We start from the raw sequence: 14,402 nt of genomic DNA, 5'->3' as shown, positions 1-14,402 counted from the left end.
TCAGCTCCAGCCAGCCTTGCCGCGGCGTCCAGCGTACAGCAGGAGCAGCACCAGGAAAGAGAACAGCAGCATGGCGCCAGCCAGCCAGTGCGCTTGCGCATAGGCCATGGCCTCGACATGGTCGAAGATCTGCACCGAGACCACGCGGGTCTTGTCCGGGATATTGCCACCAATCATCAACACCACGCCGAACTCGCCCACGGTATGGGCGAAGCCGAGGATGCTGGCGGTGATGAAGCCCGGGCGGGCCAGCGGCAGCACCACGTGGACAAAGCTGTCCCAGGGGCTGGCGCGCAGCGTGGCGGCCACTTCCAGCGGGCGCTGGCCGATCGCGGCAAAGGCGTTCTGCAGCGGCTGGACCACGAACGGCATGGAGTAGATCACCGAGCCGATCACCAGCCCGCTGAAGCTGAACACCACGCTGCCCAGGCCCAGTGCCTGGGTGGCCTGGCCCAGCCAGCCCTGCGGGCCGAGGGCGATCAGCAGGTAGAAGCCGATTACCGTGGGTGGCAACACCAGCGGCAAGGCCACCACGGCACCCACCGGGGCGCGCAGCCATGAACGCGTACGCGCCAGCCACCAGGCGACCGGCGTGCCGACGATCAGCAGGATCAAGGTGGTCAGGCTGGCCAGTTTCACGGTCAGCCAGATAGCCCCCAGGTCACTGGCGTCCAGCGGCATCAGATTTCATAACCGTAGGCTTTGATCACGGCCGCGGCTTTCGGGCCCTTCAGGTACTCGACGAACGCCTTGGCGGCGGGGTTGTCCTTGCCTTTTGCAAGGATCACCGCATCCTGGCGAATGGGGGCATGCAGGGACGATGGCACGATCCACGCCGAACCGCTGGCGACCTTGCCATCCTTGTAGATTTGCGACAGGGCAACGAAGCCTAGCTCGGCGTTGCCGGTGGAGACGAACTGGAACGCCTGGGTGATGTTCTGCCCCTCCACCAGCTTCGCCCGGGTGGCCTCGGTCAGCTTCAGTTTGTCCAGCACCTGCAGGGCAGCCAGGCCGTACGGTGCGGTTTTCGGGTTGGCGATCGACAGGTGCTGGTACTGGTTCTGCTGCAGCACCTGGCCTTGGCTGTCGACATAGCCTGGCTTGGCCGACCACAGGGCCAGGGTGCCGATGGCGTAGGTGAAGCGCGTGCCTGGAACGATGGCCTTTTCCGCCTCGAGCCTGGCCGGCGTGCTGTCGTCGGCGGCGAGGAATACGTCGAATGGTGCGCCATTGCTGATCTGCGCGTAGAACTGCCCGGTAGCGCCATAGGCAGCGACCAGCGTATGGCCGGTGTCCTTCTCGAAGTCCCGGGCGATGGCCTGGATGGGGGCTGTGAAGTTCGCTGCGACCGCGACCTGGACCTCATCGGCCCAGGCAGTGTTCAAGGCAAGCAGGCTGGCCAGGGTGGTGGCGGCCAGATGGGGAAGGCGGTTACGCATGAACGTAGCTCCTCGGGTTATCGTTATAGCCTTAACTATATAGCGATAGGCCGCGGATCTGAAAGAGGCAAATGGCGCAGGCCAGGCCTGCTTATGAAAATGCCGCTCGCCCGACCAGGGCCAGCGCTTTCTCGGCAATGTCGCGGGTCAACTCGCCCGCCGGCCGGTGCCGGCCCAGGCGCAATGCCTGCCCCGACCACAGGTTGCTGAAATCGCTGTTGCCCTGCGGGTCGGTGATCGCGCGCAACGGCATCAGCGCGCCACCGGCCAGCGGGAAGCGTGGTGCCAGCTCGCTCATCGGCCCCAGCTCGCGCATGATGCGGTTGTTGATACCGCGCGCGGGGCGGCCGGTGAACAGGTTGGTCAGCGCTGTATCGCTGGCGGATGCGTTGTCCAGGGCCTGGCGATGCGCCGGCGAAACCTTGGCCTCGGGGCAGAACAGGTACGCCGTTCCGATCTGCACCGCCGCGGCACCCAGGGCCAGTGCGGCGGCCAGGCCGCGGTGGTCGCCAATGCCGCCGGCGGCAATCACCGGCACGCGGACCGCGTCGGCCACCTGCGGCACCAGGGCGAAGGTGCCGATCTGGCTGGTGATGTCGTCGCTGAGGAACATGCCGCGATGGCCGCCCGCTTCATAGCCCATGGCGATGATCGCGTCACAGCCATGCTGCTCCAGCCACACGGCTTCTTCCACGGTGGTGGCACTGGACAGCACCTTGGCACCGCTGGCCTTGATCCGTTGCAGCAGGTCGGGCCGGGGCAGGCCGAAGTGGAAACTCACCACCTCCGGGCGCAGTTGTTCGACCAGCTGGCAACTCTGTTCGTCGAAAGGTGCGCGGTTGGACACCGGCGTGGGGGCCGCGAAATCCGCCCCGACTTCCCGGTAATACGGCTCGAGTGCCTGCTTCCAGCGGGCATCGCGTTCGGCATCGGGCGCCGGCGGCTGGTGGCAGAAGAAGTTCAGGTTCAGCGGGCGGCCCGGGCAGGCGGCCCGGAAGGCGGTGATTTCGTCGCGCACCTGGTCAGCCGTGAGCATGGCGCAGGGCAGGGCGCCCAGCCCGCCCGCCAGGCCCACCGCAATGGCCATGGGTGCACCGCTTGCCCCCGCCATCGGCGCCTGGAGGATGGGCAGTTCAACGCCCAGCAGGTCGAGGATGCGGCGGTCGGGCCAGTGGCTCATGCGGTTCTCCTTGCGTGGGCGGGCGATGCAATGGGGGCGGGGTTTACAAGGCTTTGCTGACCTGGATGTCGCTGATCTTCTCGGCGTCTTCCCCGTGGATCTTGCGCAGGGCTTCCAGGGCTTGTTCGAGGGAAGCGTCGGGCATCTGCGCGAAGTCCCAGCGGCGCTGGCCGTCGAGTTTGTATTTGATGACGTACTTGATGGTCTGGGTCATGGGGGCCTTACCTGAGTTTCGACGACGAACGACGGACAATCTTGATCTTGTGGGTCAAGGTCGGCTTGCGGGTGACCGAGATCGGACGGGTGGTCACGGTATCGATGGTGATGTTCCAGAAGCCGGTGCTGGGCACGGTGATCTTCGCCGGGAACTTGTCGAAATGGCCGCCGTGGTAGGTGTGACGGCCGCCGTTCTTGAAGCTGCGGAAGTTGGCGTCGTTCATCAGGCGGATGTTGCAGCGCTGGGAGCACTCGATGACGACGATGTCGTCCTCGTTCAGGTGCTCGCGCTGGTGTACGAATTTCATGTGATGCTCCGCAAGGATTGGTTCTGCAAAGGCAAACGATACCACGATGTCGGGTTACACTGCCGCGCTGTTCGGCCAGGCGCAGATAAATCTGCCAAAGCAGGGAGCAAAACCGCCTGGTCGTGGTCGAAGCGGATTCTTGATGGCAGAGGTGCTGCAAATGAAGTGGATGGTGGCGGCGTTGGCGCTGACGCTGGGTGGCTGCGTGAGTGTCGCGGAGCTGGAACAATCGCATGAAACGCTGGACGTTATTTCCGGCAAGTCGCCTCGCGCCTATGCCGATTGCGTCAAGCACAAGCTGGCCGAGACGCGCGACCCGCTGGTGGAAGAGCAGCGCGGCGATGGCCTGCGCCTGATCGTGCCGCAGAAGATCAGCTCCGGCGTGGGCCCGGCGGCGCTGGTTGACATCGACAAGCGTGGCAGCGGCAGCAGCATCAAGCTGCACGAGCGCTTGAACAACTTCCCGCTGCGCCTGGGCGACGTGCGCACCGCAGCCACCCAATGCATCTCCGGAAGTTGACCTAGGGCAACTGATCGCGCTCCTTTTGCTTATATGTTTTGGGCCTAAGCATATAACAATAGAAAAGGAGATTCGTGATGACACCCTTGAGACGTGTCGTGGTCGGCAGCCTGCTGATCCTGGCCTGGCCTGCGGCGCATGCCTCCGATGGCCAGAAGGTCTTCACCCAGGGCGGGGCCAACCCCGCCGCCATGGCTTGCCTGGGTTGCCATGGCGCGGACGGCAAGGGCATTGCCGCTGCCGGCTTTCCGCGCCTGGCCGGCTTGCCGGCCGGCTACCTGCGCAAGCAGTTGCATGACTGGCGCAGCGGCAGCCGCAAGCAGCCGGTGATGGAGCCATTGGCCAAGGCCTTGAGCGACGACGAGATCGACGCGGTCAGCAGCTACCTGGCCAGCCTGCCGGCCAGCCCCGCCGGCGAACTGCGCCGCCAGCAGATTGCCCATGACCCCACCACCCGCATGGCCCTGTACGGCGACTGGAGCCGGCAGATACCCGGCTGCGTGCAGTGCCATGGCCCGGGCGGCAGCGGCGTTGGCGAACACTTCCCGCCTTTGGCTGGGCAGCCCGCCAGTTACCTGGTGGCGCAGCTCAACGCCTGGCGTGACGGCAGCCGCAGCAATGACCCCAACCAGCTGATGGTCGGTGTGGCCAAGGCCATGACCGATGCCGAGATCAAGGCCATCGCCGAATTCTTCGCCCGCCCCGCCAGCCAGGAGGTCATGCCATGAAACCGCTGTTTCCAACCCTGTTGCTGCTGGCCATGGGCAGCGCCGAGGCCGCGCAGATCGCCATGGAAGACCAGTCCCAGCTGAAAGTGCCTGGCGTGCAGGCGGCGCCGCAGTTCGTGCCGCCAGCCGAAAGCGACTTGCCCGACAATGCCTTCGGCAAGATGGTACGGGAAGGGCATGCATTGTTCGTCGACACCCGTCGGCTGATGCCTGAGGCGGTGGGCAACGGCATGAACTGCAGCAACTGCCACCTGGACCAGGGCCGGCTGGCGCATTCCGCGCCGTTATGGGGGGCTTACCCGATGTACCCCGCGTACCGCAAGAAAAACGACAAGGTCAACACCTACGCCGAGCGTATCCAGGGATGTTTCCAGTTCAGCATGAACGGCAAGCCGCCGGCTGCCGACAGCCCGCAGATGACGGCGTTGGCAGTGTACTCGTACTGGTTGGCGACCCAGGCGCCGACCGGCGTGGAGATGGCCGGGCGCGGTTACCCGGAGGTGGCGCAGCCCAAGGGCGGCTACGACTTCAAGCGTGGCCAGCAGGTGTACCGCGAGCAATGCGCGATCTGCCATGGCGACAACGGCGAAGGGCAGCAGGTGGCCGGTGAGTACGTGATGCCGCCGCTGTGGGGCAAGGACTCGTACAACTGGGGGGCCGGGATGCACCGCATCAACACGGCGGCGTCGTTCATCAAGTACAACATGCCGCTGGGCAAGCCGGGCAGCCTCAGCGACCAGCAGGCGTGGGACGTGGCCGCCTGGATCAACCGCCATGAACGGCCGCAGGACCCGCGGCTGGTCGAAGGCTCCATCGAGAAGACACGGCTGAAGTTCCACGCCAATGACGGGGTGAACCTGTATGGGCAGAAGGTCGATGGCGTGCTGATCGGGCAGGGCACCGGTAGCTGATCGCCTGTACCGCACTCTTCGCCGGGAGATGCTGTTGCAGTCCCCTGTGGGAGCGGGTTTCCCGCGAAGAGGCCGGTACAGGCAAACGCCACCGCGGCCACCCTGAAAGCAATATTTACCTTCCATTGGAACTATCTACACTGGGGTTATCTCTATGTTCCCAACGGTCGGCCAGCGGCAGGGCATTGTAAGGTGACTGCCGCCTGATTAGACTGCGCCGAATTCCACAGGCCTAGCCTTTTGTAAGGACGTATATGATCAAAAAATGCTTGTTCCCGGCAGCCGGTTACGGCACTCGCTTCCTGCCCGCTACCAAAGCCATGCCCAAGGAAATGCTGCCGGTGGTCAACAAGCCACTGATCCAGTATGGCGTTGAAGAGGCACTGGATGCCGGTCTGAACGAGATTTCCATCGTCACCGGGCGCGGCAAGCGTGCCCTGGAAGACCACTTCGACATCAGCTACGAGCTGGAAAACCAGATCAAGGGCACCGACAAGGAAAAATACCTGGTCGGTATCCGTCGCCTGCTCGACGAGTGCTCGTTCTCCTACACCCGCCAGACCGAAATGAAAGGCCTGGGCCACGCCATCCTGACCGGCCGCCCGCTGATCGGCGACGAGCCGTTCGCCGTGGTGCTGGCGGACGACCTGTGCGTCAACCCGGAAGGTGACGGCGTGCTGACCCAGATGGTCAAGCTGTACAACCAGTTCCGCTGCTCGATCGTTGCCATCCAGGAAGTCGACCCGCAGGAAACCAACAAGTACGGCGTGATCGCCGGCGACATGATCCGCGACGACATCTTCCGTGTTACCAACATGGTCGAGAAGCCAAAGCCGGAAGACGCCCCGTCCAACCTGGCAATCATCGGCCGTTACATCCTGACCCCGGATATCTTCGATATCATTGCCAACACCGAGCCGGGCAAAGGTGGTGAGATCCAGATCACCGACGCGCTGATGCATCAGGCGCAGAACGGCTGCGTGATTGCCTACAAGTTCAAGGGCAAGCGTTTCGACTGCGGGGGTGCCGAAGGCTACATCGACGCGACCAACTTCTGCTTCGAGAACTACTACAAGACTGGCAAGGCTTACTGATCAGCCTGCTGGCCGCAAAGCCACCCTTCGGGGTGGCTTTTTTGTTTGCGGCAGCCAACGGCGTTATGCTGGGCGTCTGCCTAGGAGACTGAATGCATGGCCTACGATTTTGATCTGTTCGTGATAGGCGCCGGGTCCGGCGGTGTGCGTGCGGCGCGCTTTGCCGCTGGCTTCGGCGCGAAGGTGGCGGTGGCCGAAAGCCGCTACCTGGGCGGTACCTGCGTCAACGTCGGCTGCGTGCCGAAAAAGCTGCTGGTGTACGGCGCGCACGTTGCCGACGAGCTGGAGCAGGCGGCAGGTTTCGGCTGGACCCTCGAAGAAGGGCACTTCGACTGGGGTACGCTGATTGCCAACAAGAACCGCGAAATCGAGCGCCTCAATGGCATCTACCGCAACCTGCTGCTCAACAGTGGGGTGACCCTGCTGCGGGGCCATGCGCGGCTGACCGGTGCCAATGAAGTGGAAGTGGAAGGCCAGCGCTACACTGCCGAGCACATTCTCATTGCCACCGGTGGCTGGCCACAGGTGCCGGACATTCCCGGCAAGGAACTGGCCATCACCTCCAACGAAGCCTTCTACCTCAAGGACCTGCCGCGCCGGGTGCTGGTGGTCGGTGGCGGTTATATCGCGGTGGAGTTCGCCGGCATCTTCCATGGGTTGGGCGCCAACACCACCTTGCTGTATCGCGGTGACCTGTTCCTGCGCGGCTTTGACGGCTCGGTGCGCACCCACCTCAAGGAAGAGCTGGAAAAGCGCGGCCTGGACCTGCAGTTCAACGCCGACATCCAGCGCATCGACAAGCTCGACGACGGCAGCCTCAAAGCCACCCTCAACGACGGCCGCGAGCTGCTCACCGATTGCGTGTTCTACGCCACCGGCCGCCGCCCGATGCTCGACAACCTGGGCCTGGAAAACACCGGCGTGGAACTGGACGCACGCGGCTTCATCCATGTCGACGATCAATACCAGACAACCGCGCCGTCGATCCTGGCCATCGGTGACGTGATTGGTCGTGTGCAACTCACCCCGGTCGCGCTGGCCGAAGGCATGGCCGTGGCGCGGCGCCTGTTCAAGCCCGAGCAGTACCGCCCGGTGGACTACCGCAACATCCCGACTGCGGTGTTCAGCCAGCCGCCGATCGGCACCGTGGGCCTGAGCGAAGAGCAGGCTCTGGAAGCCGGGCACAAGGTGCAGATCTTCGAAAGCCGCTTCCGTGCCATGAAGCTGACCCTCACCGATATCCAGGAGAAGACCTTGATGAAGCTGGTGGTGGATGCCGAGACCGACAAGGTGCTGGGCTGCCATATGGTCGGCCCGGACGCCGGAGAGATCATCCAGGGGCTGGGGATTGCCCTCAAGGCCGGCGCCACCAAACAGCAGTTCGACGAGACCATCGGCGTTCACCCGACTGCCGCCGAAGAGTTCGTTACCCTGCGCAGCATCACCCGCTGATGGCACCCGGCGGGAAGCATGATCTCGTCTACACCAGGTCATGCTTCCTACCTCGAGGGGGTTATTTTCAACTGCTCGGCTGCTGAGTCAGCCTACATTTTTCCCGCGTCACCTTACTGATACTGCACCGCGCCGCATCCAGCGGCAGGGGGCCGGCAACCAATGCCTGGCTATTTCCACGAGTAAAGAAGGTGACTATGAACGCGAAGTCGTTGCTTGCAGGCTGCTGCATGCTGTTCTTCTGTGTGCAGGCGGCCCAGGCCGATTATGGCCAGATCAGCCTGGACGGCCTTGTAGAGGCGCCAACCTGTCAGATCAATGGTGGTAACGGCAACCTGCCGGTGTCGTTGCCCCCGGTGAACGCAGCACTGCTTGCCAACCCCGGCCAAACCGCCGGAAACACGCCCTTTCAGCTGATTCTCAGCAATTGCTCCCCAGGTGTTACCCAGGTGTCGACCTATTTCGAACCTGGCCCGACCATCAGCCCGGAAGGGCGCCTCATCGTCGATGCCGGCGGTAGCGAGAACGTCCAGGTGGAACTGCTCAACGACAAGCAGGCAGCGATGAACCTGGCGGCGCCAAAGGGCTCGCAGAATTCGCAGGTAGTACCGATCGTCGGCGGCAATGCGACATTGCGTTACACCGCACGCTACTACTCGACCGGTGGCACCACGCCAGGCCTGGTGGCAACCCGCGTGCAGTACTCGCTGGACTACCCATGACATCTCTTTGAGGGCGGCCCGTTCCAGGGCTGCCTTTTCAACGTTCCTGAGCATCTTCATCATGCGTTTCTTCTCCAACGCCGTGCGGCGCGGCTTGTTGCTGGCTGTCTGCCTGGCATCGCCGCCGCTTGCCGCCAATGTGATCATCGCCAGCACGCGGGTTGTGTTTCCTGCCGATCAGGCCGAAGTCACGGTCAAACTGAGCAACGTCGGCAGCGCGCCCTCGCTGGTTCAGGCCTGGGTCGACGATGGCCGGCCCCAGGCCCAGGTGCAGGAGCTGCAGGTGCCGTTCGACGTGATGCCCGCCATGTTTCGCCTCGATGCAGGCCAAGGCCAGAGCCTGAGGCTGTTTCATGGCGGCGATGCACTGCCCGCCGACCGCGAAAGCCTGTATTGGCTGAATGTGCTTGAAGTGCCCCCCAAGGGTTCGGGGAACGCCCTGCAGGTGGCGCTGCGTTCGCGCATCAAATTGCTCTATCGGCCGGCAGGGCTGCCGGGGAAAGCCGTGGATGCCCACCGCCGGATCACCTGGCAGTTGCTGCGTGAAGGCCCGCACTGGGTGCTGACGGCCAGCAATGCCAGCCCTTATGTGGTCAACCTGGCCAGGGTGACCGTGGAGCAGGCCAGCCAGGCCCCACTGCAACTGGGCCCCAACCACGTGCTGCCGTTCGCCAGTACCCGCTTCAGCGTCAAGCGCCTGGCTGGCCAGTCAACCGCTCGGCTGCACTATGCCTTCATCGATGACTACGGGGCGGTGCGTGACGCGCCGCAAGCGGTGACCGTGCACCTGGCAAACTGAGGCACGGTGTACGATGCGTCAGCCAGTGCGATTCAACCTTCGCTGTCATTCAACCGCGGGTGTGTTGATGGGGTTGCTCGCAGCCCCGGCAAGCGCCGTCGAGTTCGATGCCGGGCTGCTCCGCCAGGGTACCTCGACCGACCTGCGCCGCTACCAGCAAGACACGACAGTGCCCGAGGGCAGCTACTCTCTTGACGTGATGCTGAATCAGCAGTGGCTCGGGCGTCATCGGGTGCTGCTGCGGGCACAGGGGCAAAGTGACCAGGCGACACCTTGCTACAGCGAGACCTTGCTGCAGGCGCTGGGTGTGGACCTGCGCCGCCTTGGCCGCGAGAGCGCCCAGCTGCTTGCCCAGGAGGGCGCCTGCGCAGGGCTCGGTAGCCTCGTTGCGCAAAGCCGCGAAACGCTGGATTTCGCCAACCTGAGGCTCGACCTGAGCATCCCGCAGCAAGCCTTGCAGCGCTTGCCCGGCGGGTACCTGCCAGCGGAAAACTGGGACAGTGGCATCACTGCTGGCTTCTTCGATTATCGCCTGAACCTGTATGAGCAGCAGGACCTGGAGCAGGGCACTGCCACCCGCCAGGCCTATCTGGGCGTGCGCTCCGGCTTCAATATTGGTGACTGGTACTGGCGGCACGAAGGCAGTTGGCAGGCGTCCTCCGGCATCCCTTCGCGTTATCAAGCCACTGCGACCTCGTTGCAGCGGGATATTCCCGCCTGGGCTGCGCAGTTGACCATCGGCGATAGCTATAGCCGCTCGGACGTATTCGAGAGCAGCGCCCTGCGCGGCGTACTGCTGGGCAGCGACCAGCGCATGTTGCCGGAGCAGCAACGCGGCTTTGCCCCCGTGGTGAGAGGTGTCGCCAACAGCGTCGCGTTGCTCAGCATTCGCCAGCGCGGTGTGCTGATCCATGAGTCCACCGTCGCGCCGGGCCCGTTCGAGATCGACGACCTGCATGCCAACGACTTGCAGGATGACCTCGAGGTGACGCTGCGCGAGGCCGATGGCAGCGTACGCACCTTCATCCAGCCCTACGCTGCCGCGCCGCTGGCACTGCGCCCTGGCGCAAGGCGTTTCGAACTGGCCAGTGGCGTTTGGCGTGAAGCGTACGGGCGCTCGGGGCCGGGCTTTGTGCAAGGCACATGGCAGCAAGGCCTGGATAATTACTTGAGCGTACACGGCGGTACCTGGTTGGCCGAGGACTACCTGGCGGGTGCCATGGGGGTGGCCATGAATACCGGGCTGGGGGCCCTGGGCCTGACCGGGTACCACGCCAGCGCCGAGCCTGCCCGCAGCCGGCAAGTACGTGGCCAGGCTTGGCGCTTGAGCTGGCGCCAGCGCTTGAGCACGACTGGTACCGACCTGAGCGCGACGTTGACCCGCAGCGAGGGGCCAGGCTACTACAGCTTCAACGACTATGCCCGCGCCGTGGCTGGTGTGCGCATCGACCCGCTGCGTTGGCGCGCGGGCCTGGGTGTGGATCAGCCCGTGGGTGAGCGGGGCGGTCGTTTCACCTTGCGCGCCAGCCTGCGACAGCATTGGGCCGGCGGTGGCCGTAGCGAGAGCTACAGCGTCGGCTACAACAACCACATCGGGACGCTCAGCTATGGCATCAGCCTGAGCCGCGAGCAGGCTGTGACCGGCCATGCCGTCGACGCCATCATGTTCAATGCCAGCATGCCGCTTGGCGAGCGCCGTCGCTCCTCGCTCAGTACGGCGCTGAACAGCGACGCTCGCGGCCAGGGTAGCGCCAGCGTTCGTTGGCAAGGCGTGAGCGGTGAGTATGGCCAATGGGGCCATGGGCTGGCGCTGGTGCGCCAGCAAGGCGAGCGGGCCGACAGTGGCTTCGACGCCAACCTGCAGCACCGCGGGGCGAGTGGCGATATCCAGGGGTCGTTGTCGAGTCGGCGTGGCTATCGCCAGGCGACACTGGGCGCGCAAGGCGCCGTGGTGGCCCATGCGGGCGGCGTGCTCAGCGCACCGCCGCTGGGCGAGAGCTTTGCCATCGTGCATGCGCCCGGCGCCGATGCTGCGCGCCTGCGCCAGCACCCACAGATCAGTCTCGATCGGCGCGGTTTTGCGGTCATGCCATCGCTGCTGCCTTACCAGGTCAATACGGTCGAACTCGACCCCAAAGGCATGTCCCGCGATACCGAGTTGCAACTGACCGCCCAAGCGGTGGTGCCACGCGCCGGGGCTGCCTCGTTGCTGCGTTACCCGACGCGCAGCGGTCGCCAGTTCACCCTGCGGGCGCGTTTCGAGGATGGCCGCGCGCTGCCGTTCGGCGCGCTGGTGTTTGCCGGGCAGGCCAGTGAGCAGGCCGGTGAGTTGGGCATGGTCGGGCAGGGAAGCCGGCTGCATGTGCGTACCGCCAGGGATGCCGGCACGCTGCTGGTCAAGTGGGGTGACGCGCCGGATGAGCAATGTTCATTGGCGTATCAGCTGGACGACAGCTCGCTGCAGCGGGTGCACACCTGCAGGCGCGGCGGGGCTTAGAAAGCAAAGTAGCTATCAAGACAGAGGCTTTATAGCCAAAACCAATGATGCGCATGAGGTTTGCCAATGAGCCTAATCGGCGACCAGCGGTTAGGATTCTCTCCGTCAACTGATTCCAACCCCATGAAGGAGCGTCTCTCATGCCTATCATCAACAGCCAGGTCAAACCGTTCAACGCCACCGCCTACCACAAGGGCGAGTTCGTCCAGGTCAGCGAAGCCGACCTGAAAGGCAAGTGGTCTGTCGTGTTCTTCTACCCGGCCGACTTCACCTTCGTCTGCCCGACCGAACTGGGTGACCTCGCTGACAACTACGCCGAGTTCCAGAAGCTGGGCGTGGAAATCTACGGTGTGTCCACCGACACCCACTTCACCCACAAAGCCTGGCACGACACTTCGGAAACCATCGGCAAGATCCAGTACCCGCTGATCGGTGACCCGACCCACGTCATCTCGCGCAACTTCGACGTGCTGATCGAAGAAGCCGGCCTGGCCGATCGCGGTACCTTCGTGATCAACCCGGAAGGCCAGATCAAGATCGTCGAACTGAACGACGGTGGTGTAGGCCGCGATGCTGCCGAACTGCTGCGCAAGGTGAAAGCTGCCCAGTACGTTGCCGCCCACCCGGGCGAAGTGTGCCCGGCCAAGTGGAAAGAAGGCGAAGCCACCCTGGCGCCGTCGCTGGACCTGGTCGGCAAGATCTAAGTCCGTGAGCAAGCCGTGGGCGGCGAGCAGCCGCCAAAGCTGAATGCTCTACCGCCCCGTATAAACGCCCGGGCGCTATCGCCTGGGCGTTTTTGTATCCGAGTTTTGAAAAAGGAATCGCCCCGTATGTTGGACGCCACGCTTAAATCGCAACTGAAAACCTACCTGGAGCGGGTCACCCAGCCGATCGAGATCGTTGCTTCCCTCGACGACGGCGCGAAGTCCCGCGAATTGCACGACCTGCTGGTGGAGATCGCCGGCCTGTCGAACCTGATTACCCTGCGCGTGGATGGTGATGACGCCCGTCGTCCATCGTTCTCGCTCAACCGCCCGAATGGCCAGATCAGCCTGCGCTTCGCCGGCATCCCGATGGGCCACGAATTTACCTCGCTGGTGCTGGCCCTGCTGCAAGTCGGCGGCCACCCGTCCAAGGCCAGTGCCGAAGTGATCGAGCAGATCCAGGCGCTGGAGGGCGAATTCACCTTCGAAACCTACTTCTCGCTGTCGTGCCAGAACTGCCCGGACGTGGTCCAGGCGCTGAACCTGATGGCCGTGCTCAACCCCAACGTGCGCCACGTTGCGATCGACGGGGCGCTGTTCCAGGCCGAAGTGGAATCGCGCAAGATCATGGCGGTGCCGAGCATCTACCTGAACGGCGAAGTGTTCGGCCAGGGCCGCATGGGCCTGGAAGAAATCCTCGGCAAGATCGACACCAACGCCGGCGCTCGTCAGGCCGAGAAGATCAACGCCAAGGACGCCTTCGACGTGCTGGTAGTTGGCGGTGGCCCCGCCGGCGCCTCGGCGGCCATCTATGCCGCACGCAAGGGCATCCGCACCGGTATCGCCGCCGAGCGGTTCGGCGGCCAGGTGCTCGATACCCTGGCCATCGAGAACTTCATCTCGGTGCAGGAAACCGAAGGGCCGAAACTGGCCACCGCCCTGGAAGAACACGTCAAGCAGTACGACGTCGACATCATGAACCTGCAGCGCGGTGAAGCGCTGATCCCGGCCACCGATGGCGGCTTGCATGAAGTCCGCCTGGCCGGCGGCGCCTCGCTCAAGGCCAAGACCGTGATCCTGGCCACCGGTGCGCGCTGGCGCGAAATGAACGTGCCCGGCGAGCAGGAATACCGCGCCCGTGGCGTGGCCTACTGCCCGCATTGCGATGGCCCGCTGTTCAAGGGCAAGCGTGTGGCGGTGATCGGTGGTGGCAACTCGGGCGTGGAAGCGGCCATCGACCTGGCCGGCATCGTCGCCCAGGTGACCCTGATCGAATTCGACAGCCAGCTGCGCGCCGATGCGGTGCTGCAACGCAAGCTGCACAGCCTGCCGAACGTCAAGGTGATCACCCGCGCGCTGACCACCGAAGTGTTGGGCGATGGTGAGAAAGTGACCGGCCTGCGCTACAAGGACCGTACCACGGAGCAGCAGCACGAGGTGGCGCTGGAAGGCATCTTCGTGCAGATCGGCCTGCTGCCGAACACCGACTGGCTGAAGGGCACAGTCGAGCTGTCGCCGCGTGGCGAGATCATCGTCGACGCCAAGGGCCAGACCAGCATCCCGGGGGTGTTCGCTGCCGGTGACGTGACCACGGTGCCGTACAAGCAGATCGTGATTGCCGTGGGCGAGGGCGCCAAGGCTTCGCTGGCCGCGTTCGATCACCTGATCCGCACTTCGGCACCGGCGTAAGCCTGGGCCGGCCTCTTCGCGGGCAAGCCCGCTCCCACAGGTACTCCACACTTGTTCAATGCCAGTGGAGAACCTGGTGGGAGCGGGCTTGCCCGCGAATGCGTCAGAACTGGCAAAGCTCCTCTTGAGGGTGTCTATGCTTA

15 protein-coding genes are annotated in these 14,402 nt (G+C 64.2%); 10 read left to right on the top strand and 5 right to left on the bottom strand.

Translation table 11 applies throughout. From position 1 onward, the window contains the following. The 5 genes from modB to ACLEJP_RS10285 all read right to left on the bottom strand — a co-directional run bounded on the left by modB (window position 1) and on the right by ACLEJP_RS10285 (window position 3,143). Window positions 1–681, bottom strand: a complete 681-nt coding sequence (gene modB, locus ACLEJP_RS10305) for a molybdate ABC transporter permease subunit (RefSeq protein ID WP_440806130.1) — start codon at window positions 679–681, stop codon at window positions 1–3. After that, on the bottom strand, window positions 681–1,439 hold the full coding sequence (gene modA / locus ACLEJP_RS10300) for a molybdate ABC transporter substrate-binding protein (RefSeq protein WP_440806128.1): 759 nt from the start codon (window positions 1,437–1,439) through the stop codon (window positions 681–683). Before modA ends, modB begins: the two co-directional genes overlap by 1 nt. Before the next feature lie 91 nt (window positions 1,440–1,530). Then, the gene (locus ACLEJP_RS10295; RefSeq protein ID WP_440806125.1) at window positions 1,531–2,619 is read right to left on the bottom strand and encodes an NAD(P)H-dependent flavin oxidoreductase; all 1,089 of its coding nucleotides are present in this window, start codon (window positions 2,617–2,619) and stop codon (window positions 1,531–1,533) included. 43 nt (window positions 2,620–2,662) lie between these two features. After that, window positions 2,663–2,833, bottom strand: a complete 171-nt coding sequence (locus ACLEJP_RS10290) for a hypothetical protein (protein ID WP_170030435.1) — start codon at window positions 2,831–2,833, stop codon at window positions 2,663–2,665. 7 nt (window positions 2,834–2,840) lie between these two features. After that, a complete protein-coding gene (locus ACLEJP_RS10285) occupies window positions 2,841–3,143 on the bottom strand; it encodes a DUF1883 domain-containing protein (RefSeq protein WP_004375922.1) in 303 nt (100 codons plus the stop codon). Window positions 3,144–3,303: 160 nt separating this feature from the next. Between ACLEJP_RS10285 and ACLEJP_RS10280 the strand changes: the two genes are divergently transcribed. The 10 genes from ACLEJP_RS10280 to ahpF all read left to right on the top strand — a co-directional run bounded on the left by ACLEJP_RS10280 (window position 3,304) and on the right by ahpF (window position 14,259). Further along, window positions 3,304–3,663 carry a hypothetical protein gene (locus tag ACLEJP_RS10280; protein WP_225778349.1) on the top strand — a complete coding sequence of 120 codons (360 nt, stop codon included), beginning with the start codon at window positions 3,304–3,306 and terminating at the stop codon, window positions 3,661–3,663. Between the two features lie 77 nt (window positions 3,664–3,740). After that, window positions 3,741–4,391 (top strand): c-type cytochrome, encoded by a 651-nt coding sequence (locus tag ACLEJP_RS10275; RefSeq protein ID WP_440806122.1) that lies wholly within the window; start codon window positions 3,741–3,743, stop codon window positions 4,389–4,391. After that, complete coding sequence (locus ACLEJP_RS10270) at window positions 4,388–5,302, top strand: c-type cytochrome (RefSeq protein ID WP_440806119.1); 915 nt, start codon at window positions 4,388–4,390, stop codon at window positions 5,300–5,302. The genes ACLEJP_RS10275 and ACLEJP_RS10270 overlap by 4 nt, the downstream gene beginning before the upstream one ends. A 254-nt stretch (window positions 5,303–5,556) precedes the next feature. Beyond that, window positions 5,557–6,396, top strand: a complete 840-nt coding sequence (gene galU, locus ACLEJP_RS10265) for a UTP--glucose-1-phosphate uridylyltransferase GalU (RefSeq protein WP_225778346.1) — start codon at window positions 5,557–5,559, stop codon at window positions 6,394–6,396. A gap of 96 nt (window positions 6,397–6,492) precedes the next feature. Next, window positions 6,493–7,848: a glutathione-disulfide reductase gene (gene gorA, locus ACLEJP_RS10260; protein ID WP_440806115.1), complete on the top strand. Its 1,356-nt coding sequence runs from the start codon at window positions 6,493–6,495 to the stop codon at window positions 7,846–7,848. A gap of 197 nt (window positions 7,849–8,045) precedes the next feature. Continuing rightward, window positions 8,046–8,570, top strand: coding sequence for a fimbrial protein (locus ACLEJP_RS10255; RefSeq protein ID WP_440806113.1), 525 nt, complete (start codon window positions 8,046–8,048; stop codon window positions 8,568–8,570). A 61-nt stretch (window positions 8,571–8,631) separates the two neighbouring features. Continuing rightward, window positions 8,632–9,369 (top strand): fimbrial biogenesis chaperone, encoded by a 738-nt coding sequence (locus tag ACLEJP_RS10250; RefSeq protein ID WP_440806111.1) that lies wholly within the window; start codon window positions 8,632–8,634, stop codon window positions 9,367–9,369. 67 nt (window positions 9,370–9,436) lie between these two features. Beyond that, on the top strand, window positions 9,437–11,866 hold the full coding sequence (locus ACLEJP_RS10245; RefSeq protein WP_440806109.1) for a fimbria/pilus outer membrane usher protein: 2,430 nt from the start codon (window positions 9,437–9,439) through the stop codon (window positions 11,864–11,866). Window positions 11,867–12,006: 140 nt separating this feature from the next. Then, on the top strand, window positions 12,007–12,570 hold the full coding sequence (gene ahpC / locus ACLEJP_RS10240; protein WP_054884952.1) for an alkyl hydroperoxide reductase subunit C: 564 nt from the start codon (window positions 12,007–12,009) through the stop codon (window positions 12,568–12,570). 126 nt (window positions 12,571–12,696) lie between these two features. Further along, window positions 12,697–14,259: an alkyl hydroperoxide reductase subunit F gene (ahpF, locus tag ACLEJP_RS10235; RefSeq protein WP_440806106.1), complete on the top strand. Its 1,563-nt coding sequence runs from the start codon at window positions 12,697–12,699 to the stop codon at window positions 14,257–14,259. The last annotated feature ends 143 nt before the right edge of the window (window positions 14,260–14,402 follow it).

This window comes from Pseudomonas sp. SMV7 (assembly GCF_052041995.1).
Classification (GTDB): domain Bacteria; phylum Pseudomonadota; class Gammaproteobacteria; order Pseudomonadales; family Pseudomonadaceae; genus Aquipseudomonas.
The sequence above is the reverse complement of the archived record's forward strand: the minus strand, read 5'-3'. Positions and strand labels throughout refer to the sequence as shown.

Coding starts and splice junctions, on each gene's coding strand:
- ACLEJP_RS10250 (WP_440806111.1), top strand. CDS start 8,632: ATGCGTTTCTTCTCCAACGCCGTGCGGCGCGGCTTGTTGCTGGCTGTC.
- ACLEJP_RS10270 (WP_440806119.1), top strand. CDS start 4,388: ATGAAACCGCTGTTTCCAACCCTGTTGCTGCTGGCCATGGGCAGCGCC.
- modB (WP_440806130.1), bottom strand. CDS start 681: ATGCCGCTGGACGCCAGTGACCTGGGGGCTATCTGGCTGACCGTGAAA.
- ACLEJP_RS10285 (WP_004375922.1), bottom strand. CDS start 3,143: ATGAAATTCGTACACCAGCGCGAGCACCTGAACGAGGACGACATCGTC.
- ACLEJP_RS10290 (WP_170030435.1), bottom strand. CDS start 2,833: ATGACCCAGACCATCAAGTACGTCATCAAATACAAACTCGACGGCCAG.
- ACLEJP_RS10280 (WP_225778349.1), top strand. CDS start 3,304: ATGAAGTGGATGGTGGCGGCGTTGGCGCTGACGCTGGGTGGCTGCGTG.
- ACLEJP_RS10275 (WP_440806122.1), top strand. CDS start 3,741: ATGACACCCTTGAGACGTGTCGTGGTCGGCAGCCTGCTGATCCTGGCC.
- ACLEJP_RS10255 (WP_440806113.1), top strand. CDS start 8,046: ATGAACGCGAAGTCGTTGCTTGCAGGCTGCTGCATGCTGTTCTTCTGT.
- modA (WP_440806128.1), bottom strand. CDS start 1,439: ATGCGTAACCGCCTTCCCCATCTGGCCGCCACCACCCTGGCCAGCCTG.
- ahpC (WP_054884952.1), top strand. CDS start 12,007: ATGCCTATCATCAACAGCCAGGTCAAACCGTTCAACGCCACCGCCTAC.
- ACLEJP_RS10245 (WP_440806109.1), top strand. CDS start 9,437: ATGGGGTTGCTCGCAGCCCCGGCAAGCGCCGTCGAGTTCGATGCCGGG.
- gorA (WP_440806115.1), top strand. CDS start 6,493: ATGGCCTACGATTTTGATCTGTTCGTGATAGGCGCCGGGTCCGGCGGT.
- galU (WP_225778346.1), top strand. CDS start 5,557: ATGATCAAAAAATGCTTGTTCCCGGCAGCCGGTTACGGCACTCGCTTC.
- ACLEJP_RS10295 (WP_440806125.1), bottom strand. CDS start 2,619: ATGAGCCACTGGCCCGACCGCCGCATCCTCGACCTGCTGGGCGTTGAA.
- ahpF (WP_440806106.1), top strand. CDS start 12,697: ATGTTGGACGCCACGCTTAAATCGCAACTGAAAACCTACCTGGAGCGG.